20 protein-coding genes and 1 tRNA gene are annotated in these 22,056 nt (G+C 72.2%); 11 read left to right on the forward strand and 10 right to left on the reverse strand.

Features of this window, described 5'->3' with window-relative positions; genetic code table 11:
• The first annotated feature begins 26 nt into the window (after window positions 1-26).
• Both U870_RS24465 and U870_RS0117145 read left to right on the forward strand, forming a co-directional pair.
• Complete coding sequence (locus tag U870_RS24465; protein ID WP_162819176.1) at window positions 27-188, forward strand: hypothetical protein; 162 nt, start codon at window positions 27-29, stop codon at window positions 186-188.
• Window positions 188-463 carry a hypothetical protein gene (locus U870_RS0117145; RefSeq protein ID WP_025158603.1) on the forward strand — a complete coding sequence of 92 codons (276 nt, stop codon included), beginning with the start codon at window positions 188-190 and terminating at the stop codon, window positions 461-463. Before U870_RS24465 ends, U870_RS0117145 begins: the two co-directional genes overlap by 1 nt.
• A 13-nt stretch (window positions 464-476) precedes the next feature.
• Here the strand turns inward: U870_RS0117145 and U870_RS0117150 are convergent, their stop codons facing one another.
• Together U870_RS0117150 and U870_RS0117155 are read right to left on the reverse strand one after the other, a co-directional pair.
• Window positions 477-878: a type II toxin-antitoxin system VapC family toxin gene (locus tag U870_RS0117150; RefSeq protein ID WP_025158604.1), complete on the reverse strand. Its 402-nt coding sequence runs from the start codon at window positions 876-878 to the stop codon at window positions 477-479.
• The gene (locus tag U870_RS0117155) at window positions 875-1,168 is read right to left on the reverse strand and encodes a hypothetical protein (RefSeq protein ID WP_025158605.1); all 294 of its coding nucleotides are present in this window, start codon (window positions 1,166-1,168) and stop codon (window positions 875-877) included. Before U870_RS0117155 ends, U870_RS0117150 begins: the two co-directional genes overlap by 4 nt.
• Before the next feature lie 127 nt (window positions 1,169-1,295).
• Here U870_RS0117155 and metG point away from each other — a divergent pair, with 127 nt between their 5' ends.
• From metG to U870_RS0117175, 4 genes are all read left to right on the forward strand, one after another.
• Complete coding sequence (gene metG / locus U870_RS0117160; RefSeq protein WP_025158606.1) at window positions 1,296-2,885, forward strand: methionine--tRNA ligase; 1,590 nt, start codon at window positions 1,296-1,298, stop codon at window positions 2,883-2,885.
• A complete protein-coding gene (locus U870_RS0117165) occupies window positions 2,882-3,811 on the forward strand; it encodes a TatD family hydrolase (protein ID WP_025158607.1) in 930 nt (309 codons plus the stop codon). Before metG ends, U870_RS0117165 begins: the two co-directional genes overlap by 4 nt.
• The gene (rsmA, locus tag U870_RS0117170; RefSeq protein ID WP_025158608.1) at window positions 3,808-4,656 is read left to right on the forward strand and encodes a 16S rRNA (adenine(1518)-N(6)/adenine(1519)-N(6))-dimethyltransferase RsmA; all 849 of its coding nucleotides are present in this window, start codon (window positions 3,808-3,810) and stop codon (window positions 4,654-4,656) included. The genes U870_RS0117165 and rsmA overlap by 4 nt, the downstream gene beginning before the upstream one ends.
• A 66-nt stretch (window positions 4,657-4,722) precedes the next feature.
• The gene (locus U870_RS0117175; protein ID WP_025158609.1) at window positions 4,723-5,667 is read left to right on the forward strand and encodes a 4-(cytidine 5'-diphospho)-2-C-methyl-D-erythritol kinase; all 945 of its coding nucleotides are present in this window, start codon (window positions 4,723-4,725) and stop codon (window positions 5,665-5,667) included.
• Window positions 5,668-5,920: 253 nt separating this feature from the next.
• On the opposite strand, the gene U870_RS0117180 is transcribed toward U870_RS0117175, so the two are convergent.
• Both U870_RS0117180 and U870_RS0117185 read right to left on the reverse strand, forming a co-directional pair.
• Window positions 5,921-8,752: a helix-turn-helix transcriptional regulator gene (locus tag U870_RS0117180; RefSeq protein ID WP_025158610.1), complete on the reverse strand. Its 2,832-nt coding sequence runs from the start codon at window positions 8,750-8,752 to the stop codon at window positions 5,921-5,923.
• 201 nt (window positions 8,753-8,953) lie between these two features.
• Window positions 8,954-9,904 carry a hypothetical protein gene (locus U870_RS0117185; RefSeq protein ID WP_205288787.1) on the reverse strand — a complete coding sequence of 317 codons (951 nt, stop codon included), beginning with the start codon at window positions 9,902-9,904 and terminating at the stop codon, window positions 8,954-8,956.
• 88 nt (window positions 9,905-9,992) lie between these two features.
• Here U870_RS0117185 and U870_RS0117190 point away from each other — a divergent pair, with 88 nt between their 5' ends.
• Complete coding sequence (locus U870_RS0117190) at window positions 9,993-10,592, forward strand: TetR/AcrR family transcriptional regulator (RefSeq protein ID WP_025158612.1); 600 nt, start codon at window positions 9,993-9,995, stop codon at window positions 10,590-10,592.
• Here U870_RS0117190 and U870_RS0117195 read toward each other — a convergent pair.
• A complete protein-coding gene (locus U870_RS0117195; protein ID WP_025158613.1) occupies window positions 10,589-12,412 on the reverse strand; it encodes an ABC-F family ATP-binding cassette domain-containing protein in 1,824 nt (607 codons plus the stop codon). The two genes, U870_RS0117190 and U870_RS0117195, sit on opposite strands and share 4 nt — an antisense overlap.
• Before the next feature lie 47 nt (window positions 12,413-12,459).
• On the reverse strand, window positions 12,460-12,996 hold the full coding sequence (locus U870_RS0117200; protein WP_025158614.1) for a GNAT family N-acetyltransferase: 537 nt from the start codon (window positions 12,994-12,996) through the stop codon (window positions 12,460-12,462).
• 36 nt (window positions 12,997-13,032) lie between these two features.
• On the opposite strand from U870_RS0117200, the gene U870_RS0117205 reads away from it, so the two are divergent.
• A complete protein-coding gene (locus U870_RS0117205) occupies window positions 13,033-14,634 on the forward strand; it encodes an acyl-CoA dehydrogenase family protein (RefSeq protein WP_025158615.1) in 1,602 nt (533 codons plus the stop codon).
• An 89-nt stretch (window positions 14,635-14,723) separates the two neighbouring features.
• On the opposite strand, the gene U870_RS0117210 is transcribed toward U870_RS0117205, so the two are convergent.
• The 3 genes from U870_RS0117210 to U870_RS0117220 form a co-directional block, all read right to left on the reverse strand.
• Window positions 14,724-15,815 (reverse strand): DUF2207 family protein, encoded by a 1,092-nt coding sequence (locus tag U870_RS0117210; RefSeq protein WP_025158616.1) that lies wholly within the window; start codon window positions 15,813-15,815, stop codon window positions 14,724-14,726.
• Window positions 15,816-15,843: 28 nt separating this feature from the next.
• Window positions 15,844-18,357, reverse strand: coding sequence for a glycosyltransferase (locus U870_RS0117215; protein ID WP_025158617.1), 2,514 nt, complete (start codon window positions 18,355-18,357; stop codon window positions 15,844-15,846).
• A 160-nt stretch (window positions 18,358-18,517) separates the two neighbouring features.
• The gene (locus U870_RS0117220; RefSeq protein WP_025158618.1) at window positions 18,518-19,030 is read right to left on the reverse strand and encodes a MarR family winged helix-turn-helix transcriptional regulator; all 513 of its coding nucleotides are present in this window, start codon (window positions 19,028-19,030) and stop codon (window positions 18,518-18,520) included.
• Between the two features lie 100 nt (window positions 19,031-19,130).
• On the opposite strand from U870_RS0117220, the gene U870_RS0117225 reads away from it, so the two are divergent.
• The 3 genes from U870_RS0117225 to U870_RS0117235 all read left to right on the forward strand — a co-directional run bounded on the left by U870_RS0117225 (window position 19,131) and on the right by U870_RS0117235 (window position 21,637).
• Window positions 19,131-19,202, forward strand: a tRNA-Gln gene (locus U870_RS0117225).
• Window positions 19,203-19,234: 32 nt separating this feature from the next.
• Window positions 19,235-20,659 carry a bifunctional UDP-N-acetylglucosamine diphosphorylase/glucosamine-1-phosphate N-acetyltransferase GlmU gene (glmU, locus tag U870_RS0117230; RefSeq protein WP_025158619.1) on the forward strand — a complete coding sequence of 475 codons (1,425 nt, stop codon included), beginning with the start codon at window positions 19,235-19,237 and terminating at the stop codon, window positions 20,657-20,659.
• Window positions 20,660-21,637 (forward strand): ribose-phosphate diphosphokinase, encoded by a 978-nt coding sequence (locus U870_RS0117235; protein WP_025158620.1) that lies wholly within the window; start codon window positions 20,660-20,662, stop codon window positions 21,635-21,637. It begins immediately after the preceding gene.
• Between the two features lie 54 nt (window positions 21,638-21,691).
• Here U870_RS0117235 and U870_RS0117240 read toward each other — a convergent pair whose 3' ends face one another.
• Window positions 21,692-22,036 carry a hypothetical protein gene (locus U870_RS0117240; protein ID WP_025158621.1) on the reverse strand — a complete coding sequence of 115 codons (345 nt, stop codon included), beginning with the start codon at window positions 22,034-22,036 and terminating at the stop codon, window positions 21,692-21,694.
• Between the last annotated feature and the right edge of the window lie 20 nt (window positions 22,037-22,056).

Here is a 22,056-nt window from a genome sequence, read left to right on the forward strand (position 1 = left end):
GCTCATCGTCTCCGCTGGAATCCGCGATGGTTCGCCTCTCCGACGCCATGAGGTTCGACGCGGTCGCCCCGTCCGGCACCGGACTTCGCGAGCGCCTCCACCAGCGCATCCGCGACCTCCTCCCGCACCTCGGCCCCACCGCTGTCGAAGCGCTCGCCTGGCGCTGGGGCCACCTCACGTTCCGGTGATGGAGACGGCTCTCAGCGCGGCCATCGTCGCCTACATCCGGGCACCGGGTTCGTCCCTCCCCGGCCGGCATCCCGAGTGCGTGCAGGACGCCGACCTCCTGGCCCGCGTCGAGGAGGTCATCCGCCGGCTCGACGCGATCCGACCCGACGACACGGCACGCGACCTCGTGACGTGGGCGGACACGCAGGCCGCCACGATCGCGGCGGAGTCCGGCGGCCTCGCGCCGGAGGCTGTCGGCGCTCTGCGCGATCTGCTGAGCGGGGACTGGCGATGAACGGCGGTGTCGATCAGCCGCGTTGAGGGAGCAGCCGGATGTCGACCTCCGGATAGCGCGTGAAGCCCGCGTCCACCGTCAGGAGCGGAACCCCGACCGACTGGGAATGGGCCGCGATCAGGGCGTCTTTCAACCGCCCGGCGCTGCGCGGCTCCGACGTGAGGGCGCCGTAGCTGTCCGACGCGGCCCGGTCGAAGGGCAGCCAGAAACCGGGCAGCTCATCGAGGATCCGGACGAGCTCCTGGCGCTGGGCGGCCGCGGCCTCGCGGTGCGGATCGGAACGGAACGCGACGAGCCCCTGGATGAGCTCGCCCCGGCAGACCATCGACGAGCGGTACGCGTCGATCTCGTCGATGACGTCGTCGGGGAGTCCGCTGATCAGGATGCTCGTGTCGAGCATGCCCAGCACGGTCATCGCGGGTCGGGAACAGCGTCGGCGTCGCGCGAGACGCTCAGTCGTCGCCGCTCTTCGGCCACAGCCTCCCGATCGACCAGCCGGGAGAGCAGGCGGAGCTGCGCCCTGGTCGTCTCGAGGGTCGGCTCGGTTTCGCGCGCAGCGTCGTCGACGACAGGGAGAAACGCTGCGCTGACCCGACCATGGGTCGTGACGGCCGCGCCCGTCGTCAGGTAGTGGGCGGGATTGGCCTTGAAGGTGCTGATCGGGACGTGCGGGAGGCCGTCCACGTCGGCAGCGGTGAGCGTCATTTCTGCTCCGTTCGATCCGGTTCGGAGCCATTCTATCCAGTTCGGCTCCACATCGGCTCTGAGTCGGCCCGCTCTGATCGTCGACACACAACCGGCCTCCGTCTCGCGCGCCCGTAGGATAGTCAGCATGTCCGACGGCTCTTCGTTCTACATCACCACGCCGATCTTCTACGTGAACGATGTCCCGCACATCGGGCACGCCTACACGGAGGTCGCTGCGGACGTCCTCGCGCGCTGGCACCGCCAGGCGGGCGACGACACCTGGCTGCTGACGGGCACGGACGAGCACGGCCAGAAGATCCTGCGCACCGCGACCGCGAACGGCACGACCCCGAAGGAGTGGGCCGACCGTCTGGTGACGAACGAGTGGCTGCCGCTGCTGAAGACGATCGACATCGCGAACGACGACTTCATCCGCACGACGGACGAGCGCCACGAGGCCAACGTGCAGAAGTTCCTGCAGAAGCTGTACGACGACGGCTTCATCTACGCGGGCGAGTACGAGGCGCTGTACTGCGTGGGCTGCGAGGAGTTCAAGCCGCAGAGTGAGATCGTCGACGGCACGGGCGAGTACGAGGGCCAGAAGGTGTGCGCCATCCACTCGAAGCCGCTGGAGCTGTTGCAGGAGAAGAACTACTTCTTCCGGATGAGCCAGTTCGCGGACACGCTGCTCGCCCTCTACGAGGAGCGCCCGGAGTTCGTGCAGCCGGAGTCGGCGCGCAATGAGGTCGTGAGCTTCGTGCGGCAGGGCCTGAGCGACCTGTCGATCTCGCGGTCGAGCTTCGACTGGGGCATCAAGGTGCCGTGGGACGAGTCGCACGTCGTGTACGTGTGGTTCGATGCGCTGCTCAACTACGCGACCGCCGTGGGCTACGGCCAGGACGAGGAGACCTTCGCCCGGCGGTGGCCCGCCACCCACATCGTCGGCAAGGACATCCTGCGCTTCCACGCGGTGATCTGGCCGGCCATGCTGATGGCGGCGGGCGTCGACGTGCCGCACCGCGTCTACGGCCACGGCTGGCTGCTCGTCGGCGGGGAGAAGATGTCCAAGTCGAAGCTGACCGGCATCGCTCCGACCCAGATCACCGACACGTTCGGCTCCGATGCCTTCCGCTACTACTTCATGCGCGCCATCAGCTTCGGCCAGGACGGCTCGTTCAGCTGGGAGGACCTGTCCGCCCGCTACCAGGCGGAACTCGCCAACGGCTTCGGCAACCTGGCGTCCCGGGTGATCGCGATGCTCGCGCGCTACTTCGACGGCTCCGTTCCGGAGGCCGGCGACTACGTCGACTCCGACCTGCAGGTGCAGCGCACGGTCGCCGAGGCGACCGCGAACGCGGACGCCGCGATCGAGCGGCTCGCGATCCACGACGCCCTCACCGCGATCTGGACCGTCGTAGACGAGCTCAACGGGTACATCACCGCGCAGGAGCCGTGGAGCCTGGCGAAGGACGACGCCCAGCGCGAGCGTCTGGCCACGGTGCTGTACACGGCCGCGGAAGGCCTTCGCGCCCTCGCGGTGCTGCTCTCCCCGGTCGTCCCGCAGGCGACGGCGAAGCTCTGGACGGCCCTGGGGGTCGAGGGCGGCCTCGGTGCGCTCGCGGCCCAGCCGCTGCGGAGCGCGGGGGAGTGGGGGCAGCTGCCGCCGGGAACGACGGTGGGCGCGCTCGAAGCGCTGTTCCCCCGGATCGACGCGGACGCGGTGCCGGGCGCATGACCGACCCGGCGTTCATCCGGCAGCGGCACGTCACCGACGGCCGCGACCTGGCCTACCCGCCGCTCCCGGAGGCGCTCGTCGTCCCCGTCTACGACAACCACACCCATCTCGAGATCGCCGACGGTGACGTGTCGCTGGACTACCGCGAGCAGCTCGACCGTGCGTCGAGCGTCGGCGTGCGCGGCGTCGTCCAGGTGGGCAACGATGTCGAGACCTCCCGCTGGTCGGCCGAGATGGCGGCGGTGGAGCCGCGGATGCTCGCGGCCGTCGCCCTGCACCCGAACGATGCCCCGGACTACGCCGAGCGCGGCGAGCTGGACGACGCCCTCGCGGTGATCGACGAACTGGCCGGCCGGCCGCGCGTCCGAGCCGTCGGAGAGACCGGCCTCGACTTCTTCCGCACCGAGGAGGGGCCGCGCCGTGACGCGCAGCTGCGCTCCTTCGAGGCGCACATCGAGATCGCCAAGCGGCACGACATCGCCATGCAGATCCACGACCGCGACGCCCATGCCGACGTCGTCGCGACCCTGAAGCGCGTGGGCGCTCCCGAGCGCACCGTGTTCCACTGCTTCTCGGGCGACGTGGAGCTGGCCCGGATCTGCGCCGAGAACGGCTGGTACATGTCGTTCGCCGGCACGGTCACGTTCACGAACGCCCCGGCCCTCCGGGAGGCGCTGCGCTCGGCCCCGCGCGACCTCATCCTGGTCGAGACGGACGCCCCGTTCCTCACGCCGACGCCGTACCGCGGCCGGCCGAACGCGCCGTACCTCATCCCGCTCACGCTGCGCGCGATGGCGGAGACGATCGACACCGACGCCTCCACCCTCGCCGCGCAGATCAACTCGAACACCGAGCTGGTCTACGGGCGCTGGGACGCCGAGCCGGTCGCAGCACCGCCGACCAGCCCGATCGGGCGCATCGCGTGAGCGACGTGCGTCTGCTCGGTCCGGCCGAGATCCGCGACCTCGCCGAACTGCTCGACGTCACGCCGACGAAGAAGCTCGGCCAGAACTTCGTCATCGACGGGAACACCGTGCGCCGCATCGTCCGGGTCGGCGAGGTGGAGGCCGGCGACGTGGTCGTCGAGGTCGGCCCCGGGCTCGGCTCCCTGACGCTCGGTCTGCTCGAGGCGGGGGCGCGGGTGCTGGCGGTGGAGATCGACGGTCGTCTGGCCGAGCAGCTCCCCGTCACGGTGGCGCAGATGGCGCCGGAGGCGGCGGACCGGCTGACCGTCGTGCACCGCGACGCCCTGGCCGTCACCGAGCTCCCGGAACAGCCGGACCGGCTGGTCGCCAACCTCCCGTACAACGTGTCGGTGCCGGTGCTCCTGCACCTGCTGGAGCACTTCCCCTCGCTGCGCTCGGGCGTCGTCATGGTGCAGGCCGAGGTCGGGCACCGCATCGCGGCGCAGCCGGGCTCCAAGGTCTACGGCACGCCGAGCGTGAAGGCCGCCTGGTACGGCACCTGGCGCACCGCCGGCAACGTCAGCCGGCAGATCTTCTGGCCCGTGCCGAACGTCGACTCCGTGCTGGTCGCCTTCGAGCGGCACGCCGCACCTCCGGGAAGCGAGGAGCTGCGGCTGCGCACCTTCGAGCTCGTCGACGCGGCCTTCCAGCAGCGCCGCAAGACTCTGCGTCAGTCGCTCGCGCGCGTGTACGGAGACCCGACGGCCGCCGCCGAGGCACTCGAGGCGGCGGGGCTCTCGCCGTCGCTCCGCGGCGAGCAGCTCTCGTTCGACGACTTCGCCCGGCTCGGCGCCGCGCGCGCCTGAACCCCGCCTGAACCCACCGGCCCGCTGGTGCGGCGGGAGCCCCTCGGCCCCCTGTAGGTTGGAAGCATGGTGGAGCGCGGGAGCGGATGGAGCGGGGACGCCGTGCACGTGCGGGCTCCCGGCAAGATCAATGTCTTCATGCGGGTCGGTGCCGTCATGGACGACGGATACCACGACGTCGCGACGGCCTATCAGGCCGTCTCGCTCTACGAGGACGTGCGCGCCTACCCCGCCGACGACTTCTCCGTCAGCTTCGGCGGCCCCATCGACACCAGCGGGCTGCGGACGGACGGCAGCAACCTGGCCATCAAGGCCGCCAAGCTCCTCGCCAAGCGCACCGGCTACACGGGCGGGGTGCGGCTGCGCATCGACAAGCGAGTGCCGATCGCCGGCGGGATGGGCGGCGGCTCGGCCGACGCCGCCGCGACCCTCGTCGCCTGCGACGCGCTCTGGGGCACGGACGTCGGCCGCGACGAGCTGCTGGCCCTGGCCGCACGCCTGGGCGCCGACGTCCCCTTCGCGCTGGTCGGCGGCACGGCGATCGGAACGGGACGCGGCGACCGGTTGAGCCCGGCGCTGGCGACCGGGACCTTCCACTGGGTGCTGGCGCTGCCCGAGACCGAGCTCAGCACGCCGCAGGTGTACAGCGAGCTCGATCGGCACCGCGAGCGGCACGCGGCCGACATCGCTCCCGCCCAGCTCGCCCCGAGCGTCGACGCACAGGTGCTGCAGGCACTGCGGGCGGGAGACCCGGCCATGCTCGCCGAGGCCCTCGCCAACGATCTGCAGGCTCCGGCCATCCACCTCGCCCCGACGATCGCCGATGTGCTGGAGCTGGGGGAGCTGAACGGCGCCCTCGCCGGGATGGTGTCCGGCTCGGGCCCGACCGTGGCATTCCTCGCCGCCGACCTCGACTCCGCGCTGGACCTGCAGATCGCGCTGAGCGCGTCGCGGATCACAGCCGTGCGGGCCACCGGTCCTGTGCACGGGGCGCGCATCCTCGGCGACTGATCAGCCGGTGGGTCGTCGCCGGGCCGTCGCTGGCCCGTTCGCTCACGGCGGTCCGTCGCGCCGTCTGCCCGCGGATGCCCGGTGCGGCGCATGTCGGGTTGAGACGATCCGTCGGAGAGAAGCGTGTCCACGCACCCGAGGCCGGGCATCCCGGGTCTTCCCACGCTAGTCACGACGGTGCCCGGAGGCCAGCGGTGCGCGAGAAACCGTCAACAGTTGACGGGCAGACGGGGCCGGCTGCCGGCCCGACTGCTCAGTTGCGCACGCTGCTGCTGCGCGCCGGGCGCCGGCGGGCGATGCCGAGGGCGCGCAGGTCGCGGCGTGAGCGCAGTCCGAGCTTGGCGAGGATGTTGCGGACGTGGAAGTTGACGGTCGTCACCGAGACGTAGAGACGCTCCGCGATCTCCTTGTTGGTCATCCCGGCCGCGAGTGCGTGCGCGACCTGGCGCTCGCGGGTGGTCAGGGCGGCCAGCGGGTCGGCCGCCTCGGTGGCGGGAGCCGCCGCCTCCAGCGCGTCGAGGAGCTGTGCGCAGCGCGCGAGGTAGCCGGAGGCGCCCAGGCGGCGGAAGGTCGCCGCCGCGTCGCTGAGCAGCCGCGCGGCGAGCGCCGGGTCCGATCCCTGATCGGTCAGGAGGCGAGCGGCGTCGAGCGACGCGACGGCACGCGGGAACGGGAACGACGCGCAGGCGGGGTCGTCGACGCTCTCCGCGTAGGCGGCGATCGCATCGTCGGTGCGGCCCTCGGCCTCCAGCACCCGGCCTTCGAGCCAGCGCAGCGATCCGTAGAAGGGGCGCCAGAGTCCGGGCTCGATGCAGCGCTCGTAGGCGGCGCGGGCCTCGTCCGCCCGGCCGAGGGAGACGAGGGCATCGATGCGGTAGGTGAGCCAGCCGAGGGTGGAGGCCCGGGTGGCGGCCTCCTCGGCATCCCGGGTCGCGGCCAGCTGGTCCTCGGGTCGGCCCGTCGCCCGGGCCAGCTCGGCTCGGGCGATGAACGGCAGGTCGCCGTCGTACGAGCCGATGATGCGCGGGTCGGCCTGTGCCGCCGCGCGCAGGCGCTCCTCGACCGCCTCGGTCTCCCCGCGTCCGGCGCGGACCAGCGCCGAGGTCCAGAGGGCGATCGGCCAGCAGGACAGGTCCGTCTCGTCGAGCGCCAGAGCGACGGCCGTGTCGGCCAGCGTCACCGACTCCTCCCACTCGCCGACGAGGAACAGGATGTGCGCGTAGATCGTGCGGGCGAACCCGGCGGTCCAGCTCGACGGGAAGCGCCGGACGAGCTCGTTGGCCGCACTCAGGTCCGCGCGGGCGCGCTCGATGTCCCCGCCGAGGACGGACACGCGCGACCGGGAGACCAGGGCGTCCACCGCCGCGGGCGACTCGTGGCGCGCGAGCAGGTCGTCGAGCTCCAGGGTCAGCGGCCCGTAGAGGTCGGGTCGTCGGGCGTGCGCCGCGGAGTTCAGAGCCCAGCCCAGCAGTCGCACGAGGTGCTCCTCGGGGTGCGCCATCCAGCGCAGCGCGGGGTCGGAGACCTCCTCGGGGCGCGGGCAGTCGGCGATCAGCTCACGGGCGCGATCCAGGTGGTCGAGCACCGAGGCGAAGTCGCCCATCGCCATGTAGACCTTCGGCAGCGCCTCCGCCACATGGGTGCGGATGGCCCGCTCGTCTGGCGTGGTCGCGGGTGCGGCCTCCAGCGCCAGACCGAGCGCCAGGGCGCCGGGGGCGTCGCGCGAGAGGGTGCGCAGCTCGAGCAGGACGGCGTCGCGCACCGGCGAGGGGGCGATCGCCTCGATCGCGTCGCGCAGGTCGAGCACCCGCTCGTGCATGCGGAAGCGCATCGCCAGCAGACCGATCTCGATCAGCGCCCGGTCGCGCTCCGCCCCGGTCGCCAGGTGCACGGCCGAGCGGGCGTAGCTGAGGGCCTGCTCTGCACGGCCCAGCTCGGCGGCGTCGAGCGCGGCCGTGAGCAGCTCGTCGACGAGGGTGGGGTCGGTGCGGTCCGCCGCCTCCACCCGGTGCCGCAGGGCGCGGTGCCCGGAGAGCACCTCGGCGGCGATGCGGTGCACGGCGACGCGGCGGTCGAGACTGAGCTCCGAGACGAGGGCGTCGGCGAGGATGGCGTGGGCCGGCTCCACCCAGACCACGCCGTCGCGCGGGGCCGCCAGCACGAGCCCGCGGGAGACCGCGCCCGCGACGTCGGCGGCGACGCCGAGACGGTCGGCGATCGTGCCCACGACCGGCAGCGGCAGCGGGTCGCGCAGCACGGCCACGATCTCGGCGGCGGCGCGCACGGCCGGGTCGGCACCCTCCAGGGCGGAGGAGATCGCGGTCGACAGCGGGGTGATCGCGGCCACCGGGAGGTCCCAGCCGGCCGGGTGCAGGGCCTGGGCGAAGGTGTCGCGCAGCTGGCCGAGCAGCACGCTCAGCAGCAGGGGCGAGCCCTGGGTGGCCTCGGTCAGACGCGTCGCGGTGCGCCGGGAGATCGCGTGCCCGAGCAGGTGCTGGGCGAGGTCCTGGGTGTCCGCGACGGTCAGCGGTGTGAGCTCGACGCGGGCGTGGTTGACCGTAGCGGCGGCGACGTCGTCGAACAAGGCCACGACGCTGTTCGGCTGTGGGCGCGTGGCCGCAGCGAAGAGGAAGCCCTGATCGGTGAGCCGGCGCACCACGAAGCGCAGCGCGCGGGCGGACGGCTCGTCCACCCACTGGGAGTCGTCCACGATCAGGCAGACGGGGCCGGAGACGCCGTCGATGGCATCCAGCAGCAGGCGCCCGACCGTCAAGGGGTCGTCGCCGGGCGCGGGAGGCCGGATGCGGGCGCCGCTGATGGCGTTGAGCCCGCGCACCAGTGTCTCGACCGTCGCGTAGGCGAGGTCGGACTCGAACGAGTCGGCGTGCACGCGCAGCACGGTCCAGCCGTCCAGCCGCTCGGCGATGTCGGTCAGCAGCGTCGTCTTGCCCAGCCCGGCCTCGCCGGTCACCAGCACAGCGCCGCCGCGATCGATCGCCCGGTGGGCGACGAGGAGCACGGTCTCCCGAGCGCGATCACGGCCGAAGAGCGGCCTGTCGGCCACCGGCTGGTCGTCGCTGGTCACGTGGGTCCCCGTCTCCGGCCGGCTGCCGCGGGCGGGTCGGGGCGGGTCAGCCGATCCCTAGAATCTTCGCACACCGGGCGGGTCGCTTTGCAGCACCCGTCCGAGGGTGGGGGTTCCCGGCACACATTCGTGCCGAATGTCGCGTATCGCGGCGCCATTCTCGACATTCGGCACGAATGCGGGCGGGATCAGCGGGCGGGATCAGCGGGGGAAGGGCGCGGCGAGGTCGGGGATGTCCGTGAGGTCGGCCAGTGCGAGGAGGTGGGACATCGGCACCGCGCCCTCGGTCGGGGCGGCGACCGCGGCGAGGGCGGCGCGGGCCGTGAGCATCCCGGTCGCCCGCGACTGTCCCGCGCCCTGTGCCGTGCGGGTCTCTCCGGTGCGGCGGACCCGGGCGTGCAGGCTCCAGGCGTCGCCGCCGACGTGAGGCGCACGGCTGACGAGGGGACGCAGGCTCGGGAAGCGTCCCACGAGTCCGAGTGCGGCGGTCGCGAGTGGACTGGTGAGCGCCAGGTAGCTGCGCACCGCGTAGCCGCCGGGTCGCCCGAGCAGCACATGGTCGGGGAAATCCGCGCGCAGGTGGGTGCGCTCGCCGAGCGGGCCGCTCAGCCTGCGCCGCTCGCGCAGGTTCGGGACGGTCCCCGGCTCGGGAGGCTCGTGCAGGGCGCGCCCGGCCAGCTCGGCGGTCCACCGGACGGCGGCGGGGCCGTGCTCCTCGCCCGAGCCGAGCACCACCGCCACGTCGACGTCGTCGCCGGGCCGCGGTGAGAGGTCGGCGATCAGGAGGGTGCTGAGCCCCGGCACCAGGCCGGCTCCCAGCACCACGGTCGTCGGCTGTCCTGCGGCGCGCACGGCGTCGGCGAGGCCGTCCAGGTAGGCGCCGGTCGCGGACACGTCGACGAGCGGGGTCGTCCCGACCGCCGCGCCGAGGGCCGGCTCCTCGACCCCCGAGGCGTTCACGATCACGTCGAATCCCGCCGCCGCCGCGCGGAGCGCCGTGAGTCCGCCTGGTGCGGCGAGGTCCAGCGGGAGCCCGCCGGGCGTCGGCCGCCGGCCCGCCGGGGTCACACGGTGGCCGCGCCGCCGGAGGTCGTCGGCGATCACCCGGCCGACCGCTCCACGGGCTCCCAAGATCAGGGCGTCGATCGTCATATGTATCTCCAAATGCTCGTTTGGAGTTAACGTAAACCCTGCCGTCTGTGACTGCAAACGATCGTTTGGCCTCGACTAGACTGCGGTCATGGCGTGGGACACGGAAGCGACCAGACGCAAGCTCCTCGACGCGGGGGCGCGGCAGTTCGCTGCGCACGGGTTCGCGGGCGCGCACCTCGATGCGATCGGCCGCGACTCGGGTGTCAACAAGGAGCGCGTCTATCGGTATTTCGGCGACAAGCAGGGGTTCTTCGCGGCCGTGCTCGCCGACCGTCTCGACGGCGTCCTGGACATCGCGCCCCCGGCTGGAGAGGGGCCGGCGGCCGTCGGCGCCTACGCGGGTGCCCTCTTCGACCGTCTGGCCGAGGCCCCGGATCTCGCACGCCTGCTCGCCTGGGAGAGCCTCGAACTGCCCGGGACGGCGTCGTCCGAGCACCGCGCTCTGACCTGTGCCACGATGGCGGCGGCCATCGGCGACGCGCTCCCCGACGCGACGCTCGCCGATGCCGAGCAGCTCCTCCTCAGCGCGATCGCGCTCGTCACGGCCTGGTGGACGCTGACGGCGCTCTCGGGCGTGGTGCTGACCTCACCGTCGCAGCACGCCGAACGACGCACGGTGATCGTGCAGCAAGTGACGCACCTGGCGACGGCGATCGCCGAGCTCCGACGCAGCGGTCGTAGCGGCTAGCCCAACGCCTCCGTCAGCTCGAACCAGCGGGTCTCGAGCTCCTCGACCTCGCGCTCGCGCGCGGTGATGGCCTCCATCTTCTCGCCGAGGCCGACGTAGTCCGACTGGTCGTGGTCGGCGAGGGAGGTGCGGGCCGTGTCGATCTGCTGCTGGAGCTTGCCGAGCCGGCGCTCCAGGGCCGCGACCTCCTTCTGCGCTGCGCGCAGGTCGGCGCCGGCCAGCGCCGGAGTCGCGGTCGGAGCTCCCGTGCCCGACGCAGACCCCGAGCCCGGCCCGGCCGGTGCGCCCGCCCCGGCGTGCTGCTCCTCGATCTTCCGCAACCGCAGGTACTCGTCCACGCCCCCGGGCAGGTGGCGCAGGTGGCCGCCCAGGATCGCGAACTGCTGGTCGGTGACCCGCTCCAGGAAGTACCGGTCGTGCGAGACGACGATGAGGGTGCCCGCCCAGGAGTCGAGGAGGTCCTCCATGGCGGCGAGCATGTCGGTGTCGAGGTCGTTGGTCGGCTCGTCGAGGATGAGCACGTTGGGCTGGTCGAGCAGGATGAGCAGCAGCTGGAGGCGCCGCTTCTGGCCGCCGGAGAGGTCCTTCACCGGGGTGGAGAGCTGGGCGGAGGCGAAGCCGAGCCGCTCGAGCAGCTGCGCGGGAGTGAGCGCCTGCGCCTTGGAGCCGCTGCCGATCGTGTACTCCGTGCGCAGCCGGCCGATGACGACGCGCACCGGGTCCTCCAGGTGCTCCTCCAATTCGTCGAGGCGCTGGGTGAGGGTCGCGACATGCACCGTCTTGCCGCGCTTGACGCGGCCGGTCGTCGGCTCCAGCGTCCCCGAGACGAGGTCGAGCAGAGTGGACTTGCCGGCGCCGTTCACACCCAGGATGCCGGTGCGCTCGCCGGGGGCGATGCGCCACTCCACGTCGCGCAGCACCGGGCGGTCGCCGTAGGAGACGGAGACGTCGAGCAGGTCGACGACGTCCTTGCCGAGGCGGGAGACGGCCAGCGACTGCAGCGCGACCCGGTCGCGGATCTCGGGCACGTCGGAGATGAGGGCGTTCGCCGCGTCGATGCGGAACTTCGGCTTCGCCGTGCGGGCGGGCGCACCGCGGCGCAACCAGGCGAGCTCCTTGCGGGCCAGGTTCTGCCGGCGCTGCTCGATGGAGGCCGCCTGCCGGTCGCGCTCCACGCGCTGCAGGATGTAGGCGGCGTAGCCGCCCTCGAACGGGTCGACCACGCGATCGTGCACCTCCCACGTGACGGTGCAGACCTCGTCGAGGAACCAGCGGTCGTGCGTGACGACCAGCAGGCCGCCGGCGTTCGCCGGCCAGCGCCGCTTGAGGTGCTCCGCCAGCCAGGTGATGGCCTCCACGTCGAGGTGGTTGGTGGGCTCGTCGAGGGCGAGGATGTCATGGTCGCCGGCGAGCAGCCGGGCGAGGGCCACCCGGCGGCGCTGTCCGCCGGACAGCGTGGCGAGCCGCGCCTCCCAGTCGAGGTCGCCCAGCAGGCCGGCGATGACGTCGCGCACCCGCGCGTCGCCCGCCCACTCGTGCTCGGGGGCGTCGCCGACGACGGTGTGACCGACGGTCTCGTCGTCGTCGAGGGTGTCCGCCTGGTCGAGCACGCCGATCCGGACCCCGCTGCGCACGGTGACGCGCCCGGAGTCGGGGGCGCGCAGCCCGGCGAGCATCCCGAGCAGGCTCGACTTGCCGTCGCCGTTGCGGCCGACGATGCCGATGCGGTCACCCTCGTTCACGCCGAGCGAGACGGAGTCGAAGACCACACGGGTCGGATATTCGAGATGCAGGGCCTCGGCCCCGAGAAGATGTGCCATGTCCCCTCCAGGGTACCGAGGCGGAGGGGCGCCCGGCCGCCGCGGGGTCAGCGGGCGCGCTGGAACAGCTCCATCGTCGTGTTGTAGTAAGCGTCGGTCGGGCCGAGCGGCGTCATCCCGATCCGCACGCACAACCGCTGCGACGCGGTGTTGCCGGGGGCGGTGACCGCGAGCACGCGCGGCCGGCCCGCTGCGAGCGCGGCCTCCAGCAGGGCGGCGGAGGCCTCGGTCGCGTAGCCGTGCCTCCAGTGATCGGGGTGGAAATGCCAGCCGATCTCCGTGTCGCCGCTCGGCCGGAGGGGCTCCGAGGGTCCCGATGCGGCAAGGGGCTGGAGCATGACCGTTCCGACGGCCGCCCCGGTCGCGACCAGCTCCACGACCCGGTAGGCGCGGTAGGCGTCCTCGCGGCGGCGCAACCGGCGCACGAGCCGCTCGGCCTCGGCGGGGTCGGACATCACCCGCGGCGCACGGCCGAGGAACCGCTGCACCTCCCAGCGGGAGTAGAGCGCGAACGCGAACGCGACGTCGTCCTCCCGCCACGGCCGCAGGCGCAGCCGGTCGGTGGTGAGGTCGGGGAGGCGCACCCGCTCCATCGTAGACGCGCCGTAGACTCCCATCGCATGGGCACCCACACCGTCGTGAACCAGGCTCCCGCGCGTGTCGACCTCGACGAGTTCGCCGCCAACCTCCCGCTTCGGGAGGCCGTCGAACGCCACGATGCAGGCTGGGCGGTGCCTGCACTGGCGGAGACCGGACGCCTGGTCGGCTCGGCCGCGTTCCAGGCGGACGCCGAGCGCGCCAATGTGCGCGAGCCGCAGCTGCGCGGGTTCGACCGGTGGGGCGAGCGCGTCGACGAGGTCGAGTACGACGAGAGCTACCACCGCATCATCCGCTCGGCGGTCGCCGCCGGCGCGCACACCGCGGCCTGGGCGGAGCCGGGACCGGGGGCGAACGTCGCCCGAGCCGCCACCTTCATGCTGTTCGCCCAGGTGGAGCCCGGTCACGCCTGCCCGATCTCGATGTCGCACGCCGCCGTCGCCGCCCTCGCCGCCGACCCGGGGCTGGCCGGGGAGTGGATCCCGCGCCTGCTGAGCCGCGAGTACGACGGACGCCTCGTCGTGGGCAAGACCTCCGCATTGTTCGGGATGGCGATGACCGAGAAGCAGGGCGGCTCCGACGTGCGGGCCAACACGACGCGGGCCCTGGCCGACGGCGACGGGCGCTGGCTGCTCACCGGTCACAAGTGGTTCTGCTCGGCCCCGATGTCGGACGGCTTCCTGGTGCTCGCGCAGACCGCGGGCGGGCTCAGCTGCTTCGTGGTGCCCCGGGTGCTAGACGACGGCACCCGCAACGTGTTCCTCATCCAGCGGCTGAAGGACAAGCTCGGCAACCGCTCGAACGCGTCGAGCGAGATCGAGCTCGACGGGACGGTCGGCTACCTGCTGGGGGAGGAGGGGCGCGGCGTCCGCACGATCCTGGAGATGGTCAACCGCACGCGCCTGGACTGCATCCTGGGCAGCGCGGCCGGGATGCGGCAGGCGGTCGCGGAGGCCGGCTGGCACGCGCGCCACCGCTCGGCCTTCGGCGCCCGGCTCGTGGATCAGCCGGCGATGACGGCCGTGCTCGCGGACCTCGCGCTGGAGTCGGAGGCGGCGACGGCCGTCGCTCTGCGCCTCGCGCGCGCCCATGATGCGGATGCATCCGACGCCGATGCGGCGTTCCGCCGTCTGGCGACGGCGGTCACCAAGTACTGGGTGTGCAAGCGCGGCCCCGGCCATGCGTACGAGGCGCTCGAGTGCCTCGGCGGCAACGGCTACACCGAGGCGTTCCCGCTGGCCCGGCGGTATCGCGAGCAGCCGGTGATGGCCATCTGGGAGGGGTCCGGCAACGTGATCGCGCTCGACGTGCTGCGCGCGCTCACCCGCGAACCCGCGAGCCGGGATGCGTTCGACGCGGAGCTCGCCGCGGCCCGCGGCACCCATCCGGTCTACGACGCACACCACGACCGGCTGCGCACCGCGCTGGCGGCGGCCGACGAGTCCTCGGCGCGGCCGCTGGTGGCGGCGCTCGCGGTCGCGCTGCAGGCCTCGCTGCTGCTCCGCCACGCGCCGGCCGCGGTCGCCGACGCCTTCGTGGCCGCGCGGCTCGGACCCGACCGGGGCGCCCTCTACGGCGAGCTGCCCTCCGGCGTCGACACCGCGGCCCTCGTCGCCCGCATCTGAGCCTCGGTGCCGCCTCCCGTCGCGCGGTGCCGCCTCCCGTCGCGCGGTGCCGCCTCCCGTCGCGCGGTGCCGCCTCCCGTCGCGCGGTGTCAGGGGAGCAGATCGTGGAGCGCGCCGAGGGCGTTCGTGACGTCGACGGCACCGCCGGCCGCATCCGAGACCCCGTCGATGGCGGCGACGAGCTCGCCCAGGCTTCCGAGCGCGTGCGCGAGCACCAGCAGGTCCGCGGCCACCTCCGCCGCATCTCCCAGGGCGATGAGGGTGTCGCCGTCGTAGCCGTCGAACGCGATCCGCAGGTGGCCGATCCATTCGCGCTCGACGCCGAAGAGCACGGCGTAGGGGAGGAGCTTCTCGTGCAGCCGGAACCGTCCGGCCGCGGTCCCCGCCTCTGCCCGCACGTCGTCGGGCAGGGCCTCCAGCTCCGCCGTGGTCGGCCCCTGCAGGAAGCGGAGGCGTTCCGCCTCCGCCACGCGGAGGTACTGGCGGAGGCCGTCCAGGTGCCGTCGCAGCGGCTCGGCGCCGGCGGTGAAGCGACGGCCCTGCCCGGGCGGGAGCACGGCGACGGCCGCGACCGCGCAGCAGAGCCCGATCGTGGCCGGTAGCGCAACGAGCGGGGCCGAGATCACCAGGAGGAGGGCCGTCAGCCCTGAGAGCAGCACCACGAGGCCCGCGAGGCGCCGGAGAGCCGCACGCGCGGAGCCGCCGGGGGCGAGGAGGCTCCGCCGAGCCAGCCCCTTCGCGACGCCGTCGATCAGGGCACGCACTCGGATGCCTGTGCGGCGCCGACTGCGCGAGAACCGGCGGACGCGCCCCTCCCGCGCGGGGTCCGAGATCGCGTCGAGGAGCGCGAGCTCCCGCGTCGTGAGGTCGACCCCGTCGATCAGCTCGACCCCGACCGTGGTCCGTCGTCCGCCAGTCTCGTCGACGACCAGCCGGATCCGGCGGCGCACCGCGAGGTCGAGCAGCGCCGCCGTCGCGGCCCGCCGTTCGCGCCCGGCAAGGATCGCATCCGCCAGGACCGTCGAACCGCGGCGCGGGGTGTACTCGACGACCAGCGAGCGGGGCAGGCGCGTGGCCCGCACCCGGTGGCGGATGGCCGCGGCGAGGAGCGTGATCCCGGCGAGCGCCAGGATCAGACTGAGCACCCCGAACGCGATGGGTGCACCGAGCACCAAGGTCATTCCGCCTGCCCTGCCCTTCCCGCCTCGCTCAGCCGCGCTCGGCGAACACCGGGGCGGCGCCGATGGCGCGGTAGAACTCGCCCACCGCCTTGCGGTTGTAGGCGGCGTAGTCGAACCGGCTCTCCGGCACGTCGCCGGCCAGGTAGGCGCGCAGACCGTCGGCCACGCCCTCGTCCGTCTGCGGGACGACGAGGCCGCTTCCGGCGGGCAGCGCGTTCTTCGCGGACGCGAACTCGACCGTCACGATCGGGAGCCCGAGGACGAGGGCCTCGAGGATGACCATCGGCTGGCCCTCGTAGTCGCTGGAGAGCACGAAGCAGTCGGCCGCAGCCATGATCGCGTGCGGGTTGCGCTGCATCCCCGTGAGGAACACGGCACCCTGCAGGCCGCGCTCGGCGATCAGCGCCTCCAGTTCGTCGGCGAGCGGCCCGTCGCCGACGATCACCAGGCGCGTCTTCGGGTGGGCGTCGTGCACCTCGGCGAACGCGCGGATCAGGCGGCCCTGATTCTTCTCGGGCGAGAGCCGGCCGACGTTCACGAAGGTGGTCACGTCGTCGTCGGCGAGCAGCGCCTCGGCCCAGGCCGGAACGCTCCCGGTCTCCTCGTCGAAGGCGATCTCGTGCAGGTCGGCCTGCGCATACTCGAGGATGTGCTCGGCGTCGACGGTGTTCAGCGCGGAGAGGAACTTGTCCGGCGCCGCGTACTCGGCGAGCGCCTCCCGATTGATGTCGGAGAGCGTGGGAGACACCGAGACCAGGTGGTCGTACTGGCCGTAGAGAGTGAAGATCTGGGTCAGGCTGTGCAGCATCTTCTTCTCGCCGTTGACCTCGCGGTGCGCGTCCGAGGCGAGATCGTTGTGCAGCCAGATGGCGCGCTGCGCGTCGGGCGAGTGCAGCAGCAGGGCCGCCCAGAACGGTCCGTAGCCGGAGAAGTCGACCACGTAGTCGAAGCGGCTGTCGCCGAAGCAGCGGTACCACTCGTCGTCCCAGAGCGCGTTCTGCGCGGGCATGTCCGCGTGCTCGGCGATCCGGCCGCGGCGGAAGTGCAGGTGGCGGGCCAGGTGCAGCAGCTTCGCGCCGTTCATGCCTCCCACGCGCGGGAACTGACGCACCGCGGGGTGGATCTGCTTCTGCTTGGCGATCGCCGGCTGCGACCGGCTCTGCGAGAACAGCGCGGAGACGTCGTAGACGTCGTGATCGATGTTGTTCAGCAGGTTGAGGGCCGAGGTGGTGATGCCGTTGGGGCGCATACCGCCGAGGTACAGCAGGATCTTCTTCCGGCCGTCGTCGGCCAGCCCGGTGCGCAGCCGGTAGCCGTCCCGGGTGCCGCGGAACACGATGTCGACGACACGTTCGGCGGCGTGGCCGTCCTCCGAGGGCGTGAAGCGGCTCTGCATCGAGGCGTACCGCTCCGCCGCGTCGGCGGGGACGCGGTCGTCGTCGGCCGCGATGCGGGCGAGCTGCTCGCCGACCTCGCGTGCCGATTCGAACACCGGTCCCGGCCACTCGTCGGGCTCGAAGTACAGGCCGCGCGTTCCGGCGTAGTCGGCGAGATCGGGGGTGAAGAACACGATCGGTCGGCCGGTCTGCAGGAAGTCGAAGAAGATGCTCGAGTAGTCGGAGACGAGCAGGTCCGAGACGCCCAGCACCTCGTTGGTGGGGATCTCGTTGGGCACGAGGAGGCGCGTGAGCTCGGGCCGGTGGGCGGCGAGCTTGTGCACCGACTGGTGCGTCTTGAGCAGCACCGCGTACCGGCTGGTGTCGATCTGCTCCTCGATGCGATGGATGTGGTCGAGCAGCTCGTCGAGGTCGTCCGTCGGCCGGCCGAACGTCGCACCCTTCCACGTCGGGGCGTAGAGGACGACCTTGCGGTCGCCGAGCGGGATGCCCGCCGCGACGAGCCGTGCGCGGACCCGGTCACGGCCCGCCTCGTCCAGGAACTGGCGATCGATCCGGGGGTAGCCCTCCTCGACGACGGTGCCGCGGTAGATCCCGGTCAGTTTGTAGGCGGTCTCGTACATCTGCTCGCTCATGAACGGGTTCGCCGAGAGCAGGTAGTCGGCCTGCACGAAGTTGCGGACGATGTTCGCCGTGCCCAGCGCGCCGTCCTCGATGTCGTAGCCCATCCGCTTCAGGGGCGTGCCGTGCCAGGTGTTGAGGTAGACCTGGCCGGAGCGCTTCGAGAAGTCGGGCGGGAAGGTCGCGTTGTTGACCAGGTACTGGCTCGTCGCGAGCGCGCGGTAGTAGGCGGCGGAGCCGAACCGGACGAAGCTCACCCGGTCGTCGTCCGCGAACTCCTCGACCGTGGAGCGGTACTGGTCGAGGTCGGAGAGCGCCCAGATGTGGGTCAGTCCCTGCAGGTCGGGGGCCGCGAGCAGCGCCCGGAAGATCGCCTCGGGGTTGTCGAGCATCCCGTTGCCGGAGAAGGACTCGTAGAAGACGCTCCCGGCGACGAGCGGCTGGCGGCGCCAGTGCGCGTGGATCTCGAAGCGGGCGGCGCGTTTCACCCGCGACGGCAGGCGCTTCAATCGGGAGAGTCTCATCGACAGCGAGTTTATGAGAGCGGGATAACGGTCTCCTGGGAGTGCGGCACGAGCCTCCTGCGCGCGGTGCTTCGGACAGGTGGACCGGATGTGGCGTGCGACGCGCGCTTTCGTGACGTTCGGTCCGCCGGTGACGTTCGGTCCGCCGGTGGAGGAGAGGTCAGGAATCGAAGCTCAGGCTGAGCTTGCGCAGCAGGGAGGCGAGGCGTTCCTGATCCGAGGCGGAGAGGGCGTCGAGCAGGTCGGCCTCGGCGTCGACGAGGCGGGTGATCGCGGCATCCACGCGGGCGAGGCCCTGCGCGCTCATCTGCACCAGGATGCCGCGCCCGTCGTTGGGGTCGGTGCGGCGCTCGACCAGGCCGCGGGAGACCAGCCGGTCGATCCGGTTCGTCATCGTCCCGCTGGAGACCAGGGTCTGCTGGAGCAGGGACTTCGGGCTGAGCTGGTACGGCGTCCCCGCCCGGCGCAACGCCGAAAGCACGTCGAACTCCCACGAGTCGAGGTCGGAGCGGTCGAACGCCGCGCGGCGCGCGCGGTCGAGGTGCCGGGAGAGCCGGTCGACCCGCGAGAGCACCTGCAACGGGGAGAAGTCGAGGTCGGGGCGCTCGCGCAGCCAGGCCCCGACGATGCGGTCCACTTCGTCGCGCGGTCCACCGTCGCGTGCGTCTCCCATCCCTCCATCGTATTCACCGTCGGGCGTGTTGCCCGCCCGACGTGTCCACCTCCCGCACGGGGCGCGTCTGGCAGACTGTCCTCTGCGCGTTTCTGCGCGTTCCGCCTTGGTGTAATGGCAGCACGACAGCCTTTGGAGCTGTTAGGTCCAGGTTCGAGTCCTGGAGGCGGAGCGGCACCCCGCCGCACCGACCCCGGGAGGGACATGACCGACAAGAATCTCGCCATCGTCGTCCTCGCGGCGGGCCAGGGAACGCGCATGAAGTCCACGACCCCGAAGCTGCTGCACGAGCTCGGCGGCATCCCGATCGTGGGTCACGTGCTCGCCACCGCGCGCGAGCTCGACGCGGCGCACGTCGTCGCCGTCGTCCGGCACGAGCGCGACCGGCTGGCCGCGGTCATCGCGTCCGACCTGCCGGAGGCCGTGATCGTCGACCAGGACGAGATCCCCGGCACCGGGCGGGCCGTGGAGCAGGCCGTCGCCGCGCTCCCGGACGACTTCGCCGGCGACGTGCTCGTCGTCAACGGGGACGTCCCCCTGCTCGACGCGGTCACCCTGAACGATCTGATCGCCACGCACCGTGGAAGCGGCGCGGCGGCGACCATCCTCTCCAGCTTCCCCGCGGACGCGACCGGGTACGGCCGCATCGTGCGCAACGCCTCCGGCACCCTCGACCGCATCGTCGAGCACAAGGACGCCAGCGACGAAGAGCGCGCCATCGGCGAGATCAACGCGGGCATCTACCTCTTCGGCGCGGCGGCGCTGCGGGACGAGCTGGCGGCGATCACGACCGACAACGCCCAGGGCGAGAAGTACCTGACCGACGTGATCGGACTCCTGCGCGAGGCGGGCTTCGACGTCGACGCCCTCCCCGTGGCCGACTCCTGGCTGGTCGAGGGCATCAACGACCGCGCCCAGCTGAGCGAGATGGCCGCGAAACTGAACGCCCTGCTGGTGCGCACGTGGCAGCTGGCCGGTGTGACGGTCCAGGATCCGGCGACGACCTGGATCGACGTGCGGGCGAAGCTGGCGCCGGACGTCACGATCCTCCCGGGCACCCAGCTGCGCGGTGCGACGGTGGTGGAGACCGGGGCGACGGTCGGCCCGGACACGACGCTGGTCGACTGCGAGGTCGGCCCGGGCGCGACGGTGAAGCGCACGGACGCGACCCTGGCCGTCATCGGCGCGGGCGCGACGGTCGGCCCGTTCGCCTACCTGCGGCCGGGAACCGTGCTCGGGGACGGCGGCAAGATCGGCACGTTCGTCGAGACGAAGAACGCCACCATCGGGGCCGGGACCAAGCTGGCGCATTTCAACTACGTCGGCGACGCCGAGGTGGGGGAGAAGTCGAACCTCGGCGCCGGCGTCATCACGGCCAACTACGACGGCGTGAACAAGCACCGCACCGAGATCGGGTCGCACGTGCGTGCAGCCACGAACACGGTGTTCGTCGCGCCGGTTAGGATGGGTGACGGAGCGTACACCGGAGCGGGAACGGTCGTCCGCAAGGACGTTCCGGCCGGCTCCCTCGCCATCACGGTCGCCCCTCAACGCAACATTGAAGGCTGGGTCGCGCAGAAGCGACCGGGCACCGACGCCGCCCGAGCAGCGGAAGAAAGCGGAGAATAAGTGTCTGGGATCACCGCCAACGGCCAGAAGCGCCTCGTCCTCATCTCGGGTCGCGCGCACCCCCAGCTGGCCAAGGAGATCGCCGAGAGCCTCGGCAGCGAGCTGGTCCCCACCGACGCCCGGACGTTCGCGAACGGGGAGATCTACGCCCGCTTCGACGAGAGCGTGCGCGGCTCGGACGCCTTCGTCATCCAGTCCCACACCTCGCCGATCAACGAGTGGCTCATGGAGCAGCTGATCATGGTCGACGCGCTCAAGCGCGCCTCGGCCAAGCGGATCACCGTGGTCGCGCCGTTCTACCCGTACGCCCGTCAGGACAAGAAGGGCCGCGGGCGCGAGCCGATCTCGGCCCGCCTGGTCGCCGACCTGTTCAAGGCGGCGGGCGCCGACCGCATCATGTCGGTCGACCTCCACGCCGCGCAGATCCAGGGCTTCTTCGACGGCCCGGTCGACCACCTGTTCGCGATGCCCGTGCTCCTGGAGCACATGCGCCGCGAGCTCGACCCGTCGACCCTGACCGTCGTCTCGCCGGACATGGGCCGTGTGCGCGTCGCCGACAACTGGAGCGACAAGCTGGGCGTCCCGCTCGCGATCATCCACAAGCGCCGCGACCCGCTGGTGCCGAACCAGGTCTCGGTGCACGAGATCGTCGGCGACGTGCGCGGCCGGGTGTGCCTCCTGGTGGACGACCTGATCGACACCGGCCGCACCATCGTGAAGGCGGCGGAGGCCCTCAAGGCCAACGGCGCCACCGGCGTGGTCGTCGCGGCGACGCACGCCGTCTTCAGCGACCCGGCCGTCGAGCTGCTGCAGTCCGACGTCATCGACTCGGTCGTCGTCACAGACACGCTTCCGCTGCCCGAGCACAAGCGCTGGGACAAGCTCACCGTGCTGCCGATCGCCCCGCTGCTCGCGGACGCGATCGAGCAAGTGTTCACCGACGGTTCGGTGACGTCGATGTTCGACGGGGCCGCGTAGCCGCCGACGCACGCCGCACGGCCGGCAGGGCCCGCTTGCGGCGTCGGCCGCTCGTCAGGGCAGCTGGTGCGGCGTCGACGGGATGAGGCCGAGCGGCGCCACGAACGTGGCGTCTCCCTCGGTGTTGAGCGCGTAGCACTGCCAGCCGGGACCGGTCGGGCCGGTGAGCTCGAAGCGCGCCGACGAGTCCGTCGCGTCCGGTTCGTAGTGGCGCACGTAGACGGCGCAGGTGCTCTCGGCGGTCGCGGTCTGCATCCCGACGGTCAGCAGGATGCCCGGGAGCACGAGAGCCGTCAGCGCGACCACGACGAAGACACGCGTGAGGACGACCCGCCGCTGCCGCGGCGAACGGTCCAGCGGCTCGTACTCGGCCAGCTCCGGGTGCTCATCGAACGTCACGTATCGAGTCTCGTCGCCCG

The sequence above is a fragment of the Leifsonia aquatica H1aii genome, from assembly GCF_000633535.1.
GTDB lineage: Bacteria > Actinomycetota > Actinomycetes > Actinomycetales > Microbacteriaceae > Leifsonia > Leifsonia aquatica_A.

What these genes read in the sequence shown, in the direction of transcription:
- U870_RS24465 (WP_162819176.1), top strand. Translation starts at nt 27, where the DNA reads ATGGTTCGCCTCTCCGACGCCATGAGGTTCGACGCGGTCGCCCCGTCC.
- U870_RS0117145 (WP_025158603.1), top strand. Translation starts at nt 188, where the DNA reads ATGGAGACGGCTCTCAGCGCGGCCATCGTCGCCTACATCCGGGCACCG.
- U870_RS0117150 (WP_025158604.1), bottom strand. Translation starts at nt 878, where the DNA reads ATGACCGTGCTGGGCATGCTCGACACGAGCATCCTGATCAGCGGACTC.
- U870_RS0117155 (WP_025158605.1), bottom strand. Translation starts at nt 1,168, where the DNA reads ATGACGCTCACCGCTGCCGACGTGGACGGCCTCCCGCACGTCCCGATC.
- metG (WP_025158606.1), top strand. Translation starts at nt 1,296, where the DNA reads ATGTCCGACGGCTCTTCGTTCTACATCACCACGCCGATCTTCTACGTG.
- U870_RS0117165 (WP_025158607.1), top strand. Translation starts at nt 2,882, where the DNA reads ATGACCGACCCGGCGTTCATCCGGCAGCGGCACGTCACCGACGGCCGC.
- U870_RS0117175 (WP_025158609.1), top strand. Translation starts at nt 4,723, where the DNA reads ATGGTGGAGCGCGGGAGCGGATGGAGCGGGGACGCCGTGCACGTGCGG.
- U870_RS0117185 (WP_205288787.1), bottom strand. Translation starts at nt 9,904, where the DNA reads ATGACGATCGACGCCCTGATCTTGGGAGCCCGTGGAGCGGTCGGCCGG.
- U870_RS0117190 (WP_025158612.1), top strand. Translation starts at nt 9,993, where the DNA reads ATGGCGTGGGACACGGAAGCGACCAGACGCAAGCTCCTCGACGCGGGG.
- U870_RS0117195 (WP_025158613.1), bottom strand. Translation starts at nt 12,412, where the DNA reads ATGGCACATCTTCTCGGGGCCGAGGCCCTGCATCTCGAATATCCGACC.
- U870_RS0117205 (WP_025158615.1), top strand. Translation starts at nt 13,033, where the DNA reads ATGGGCACCCACACCGTCGTGAACCAGGCTCCCGCGCGTGTCGACCTC.
- U870_RS0117210 (WP_025158616.1), bottom strand. Translation starts at nt 15,815, where the DNA reads ATGACCTTGGTGCTCGGTGCACCCATCGCGTTCGGGGTGCTCAGTCTG.
- U870_RS0117215 (WP_025158617.1), bottom strand. Translation starts at nt 18,357, where the DNA reads ATGAGACTCTCCCGATTGAAGCGCCTGCCGTCGCGGGTGAAACGCGCC.
- U870_RS0117220 (WP_025158618.1), bottom strand. Translation starts at nt 19,030, where the DNA reads ATGGGAGACGCACGCGACGGTGGACCGCGCGACGAAGTGGACCGCATC.
- glmU (WP_025158619.1), top strand. Translation starts at nt 19,235, where the DNA reads ATGACCGACAAGAATCTCGCCATCGTCGTCCTCGCGGCGGGCCAGGGA.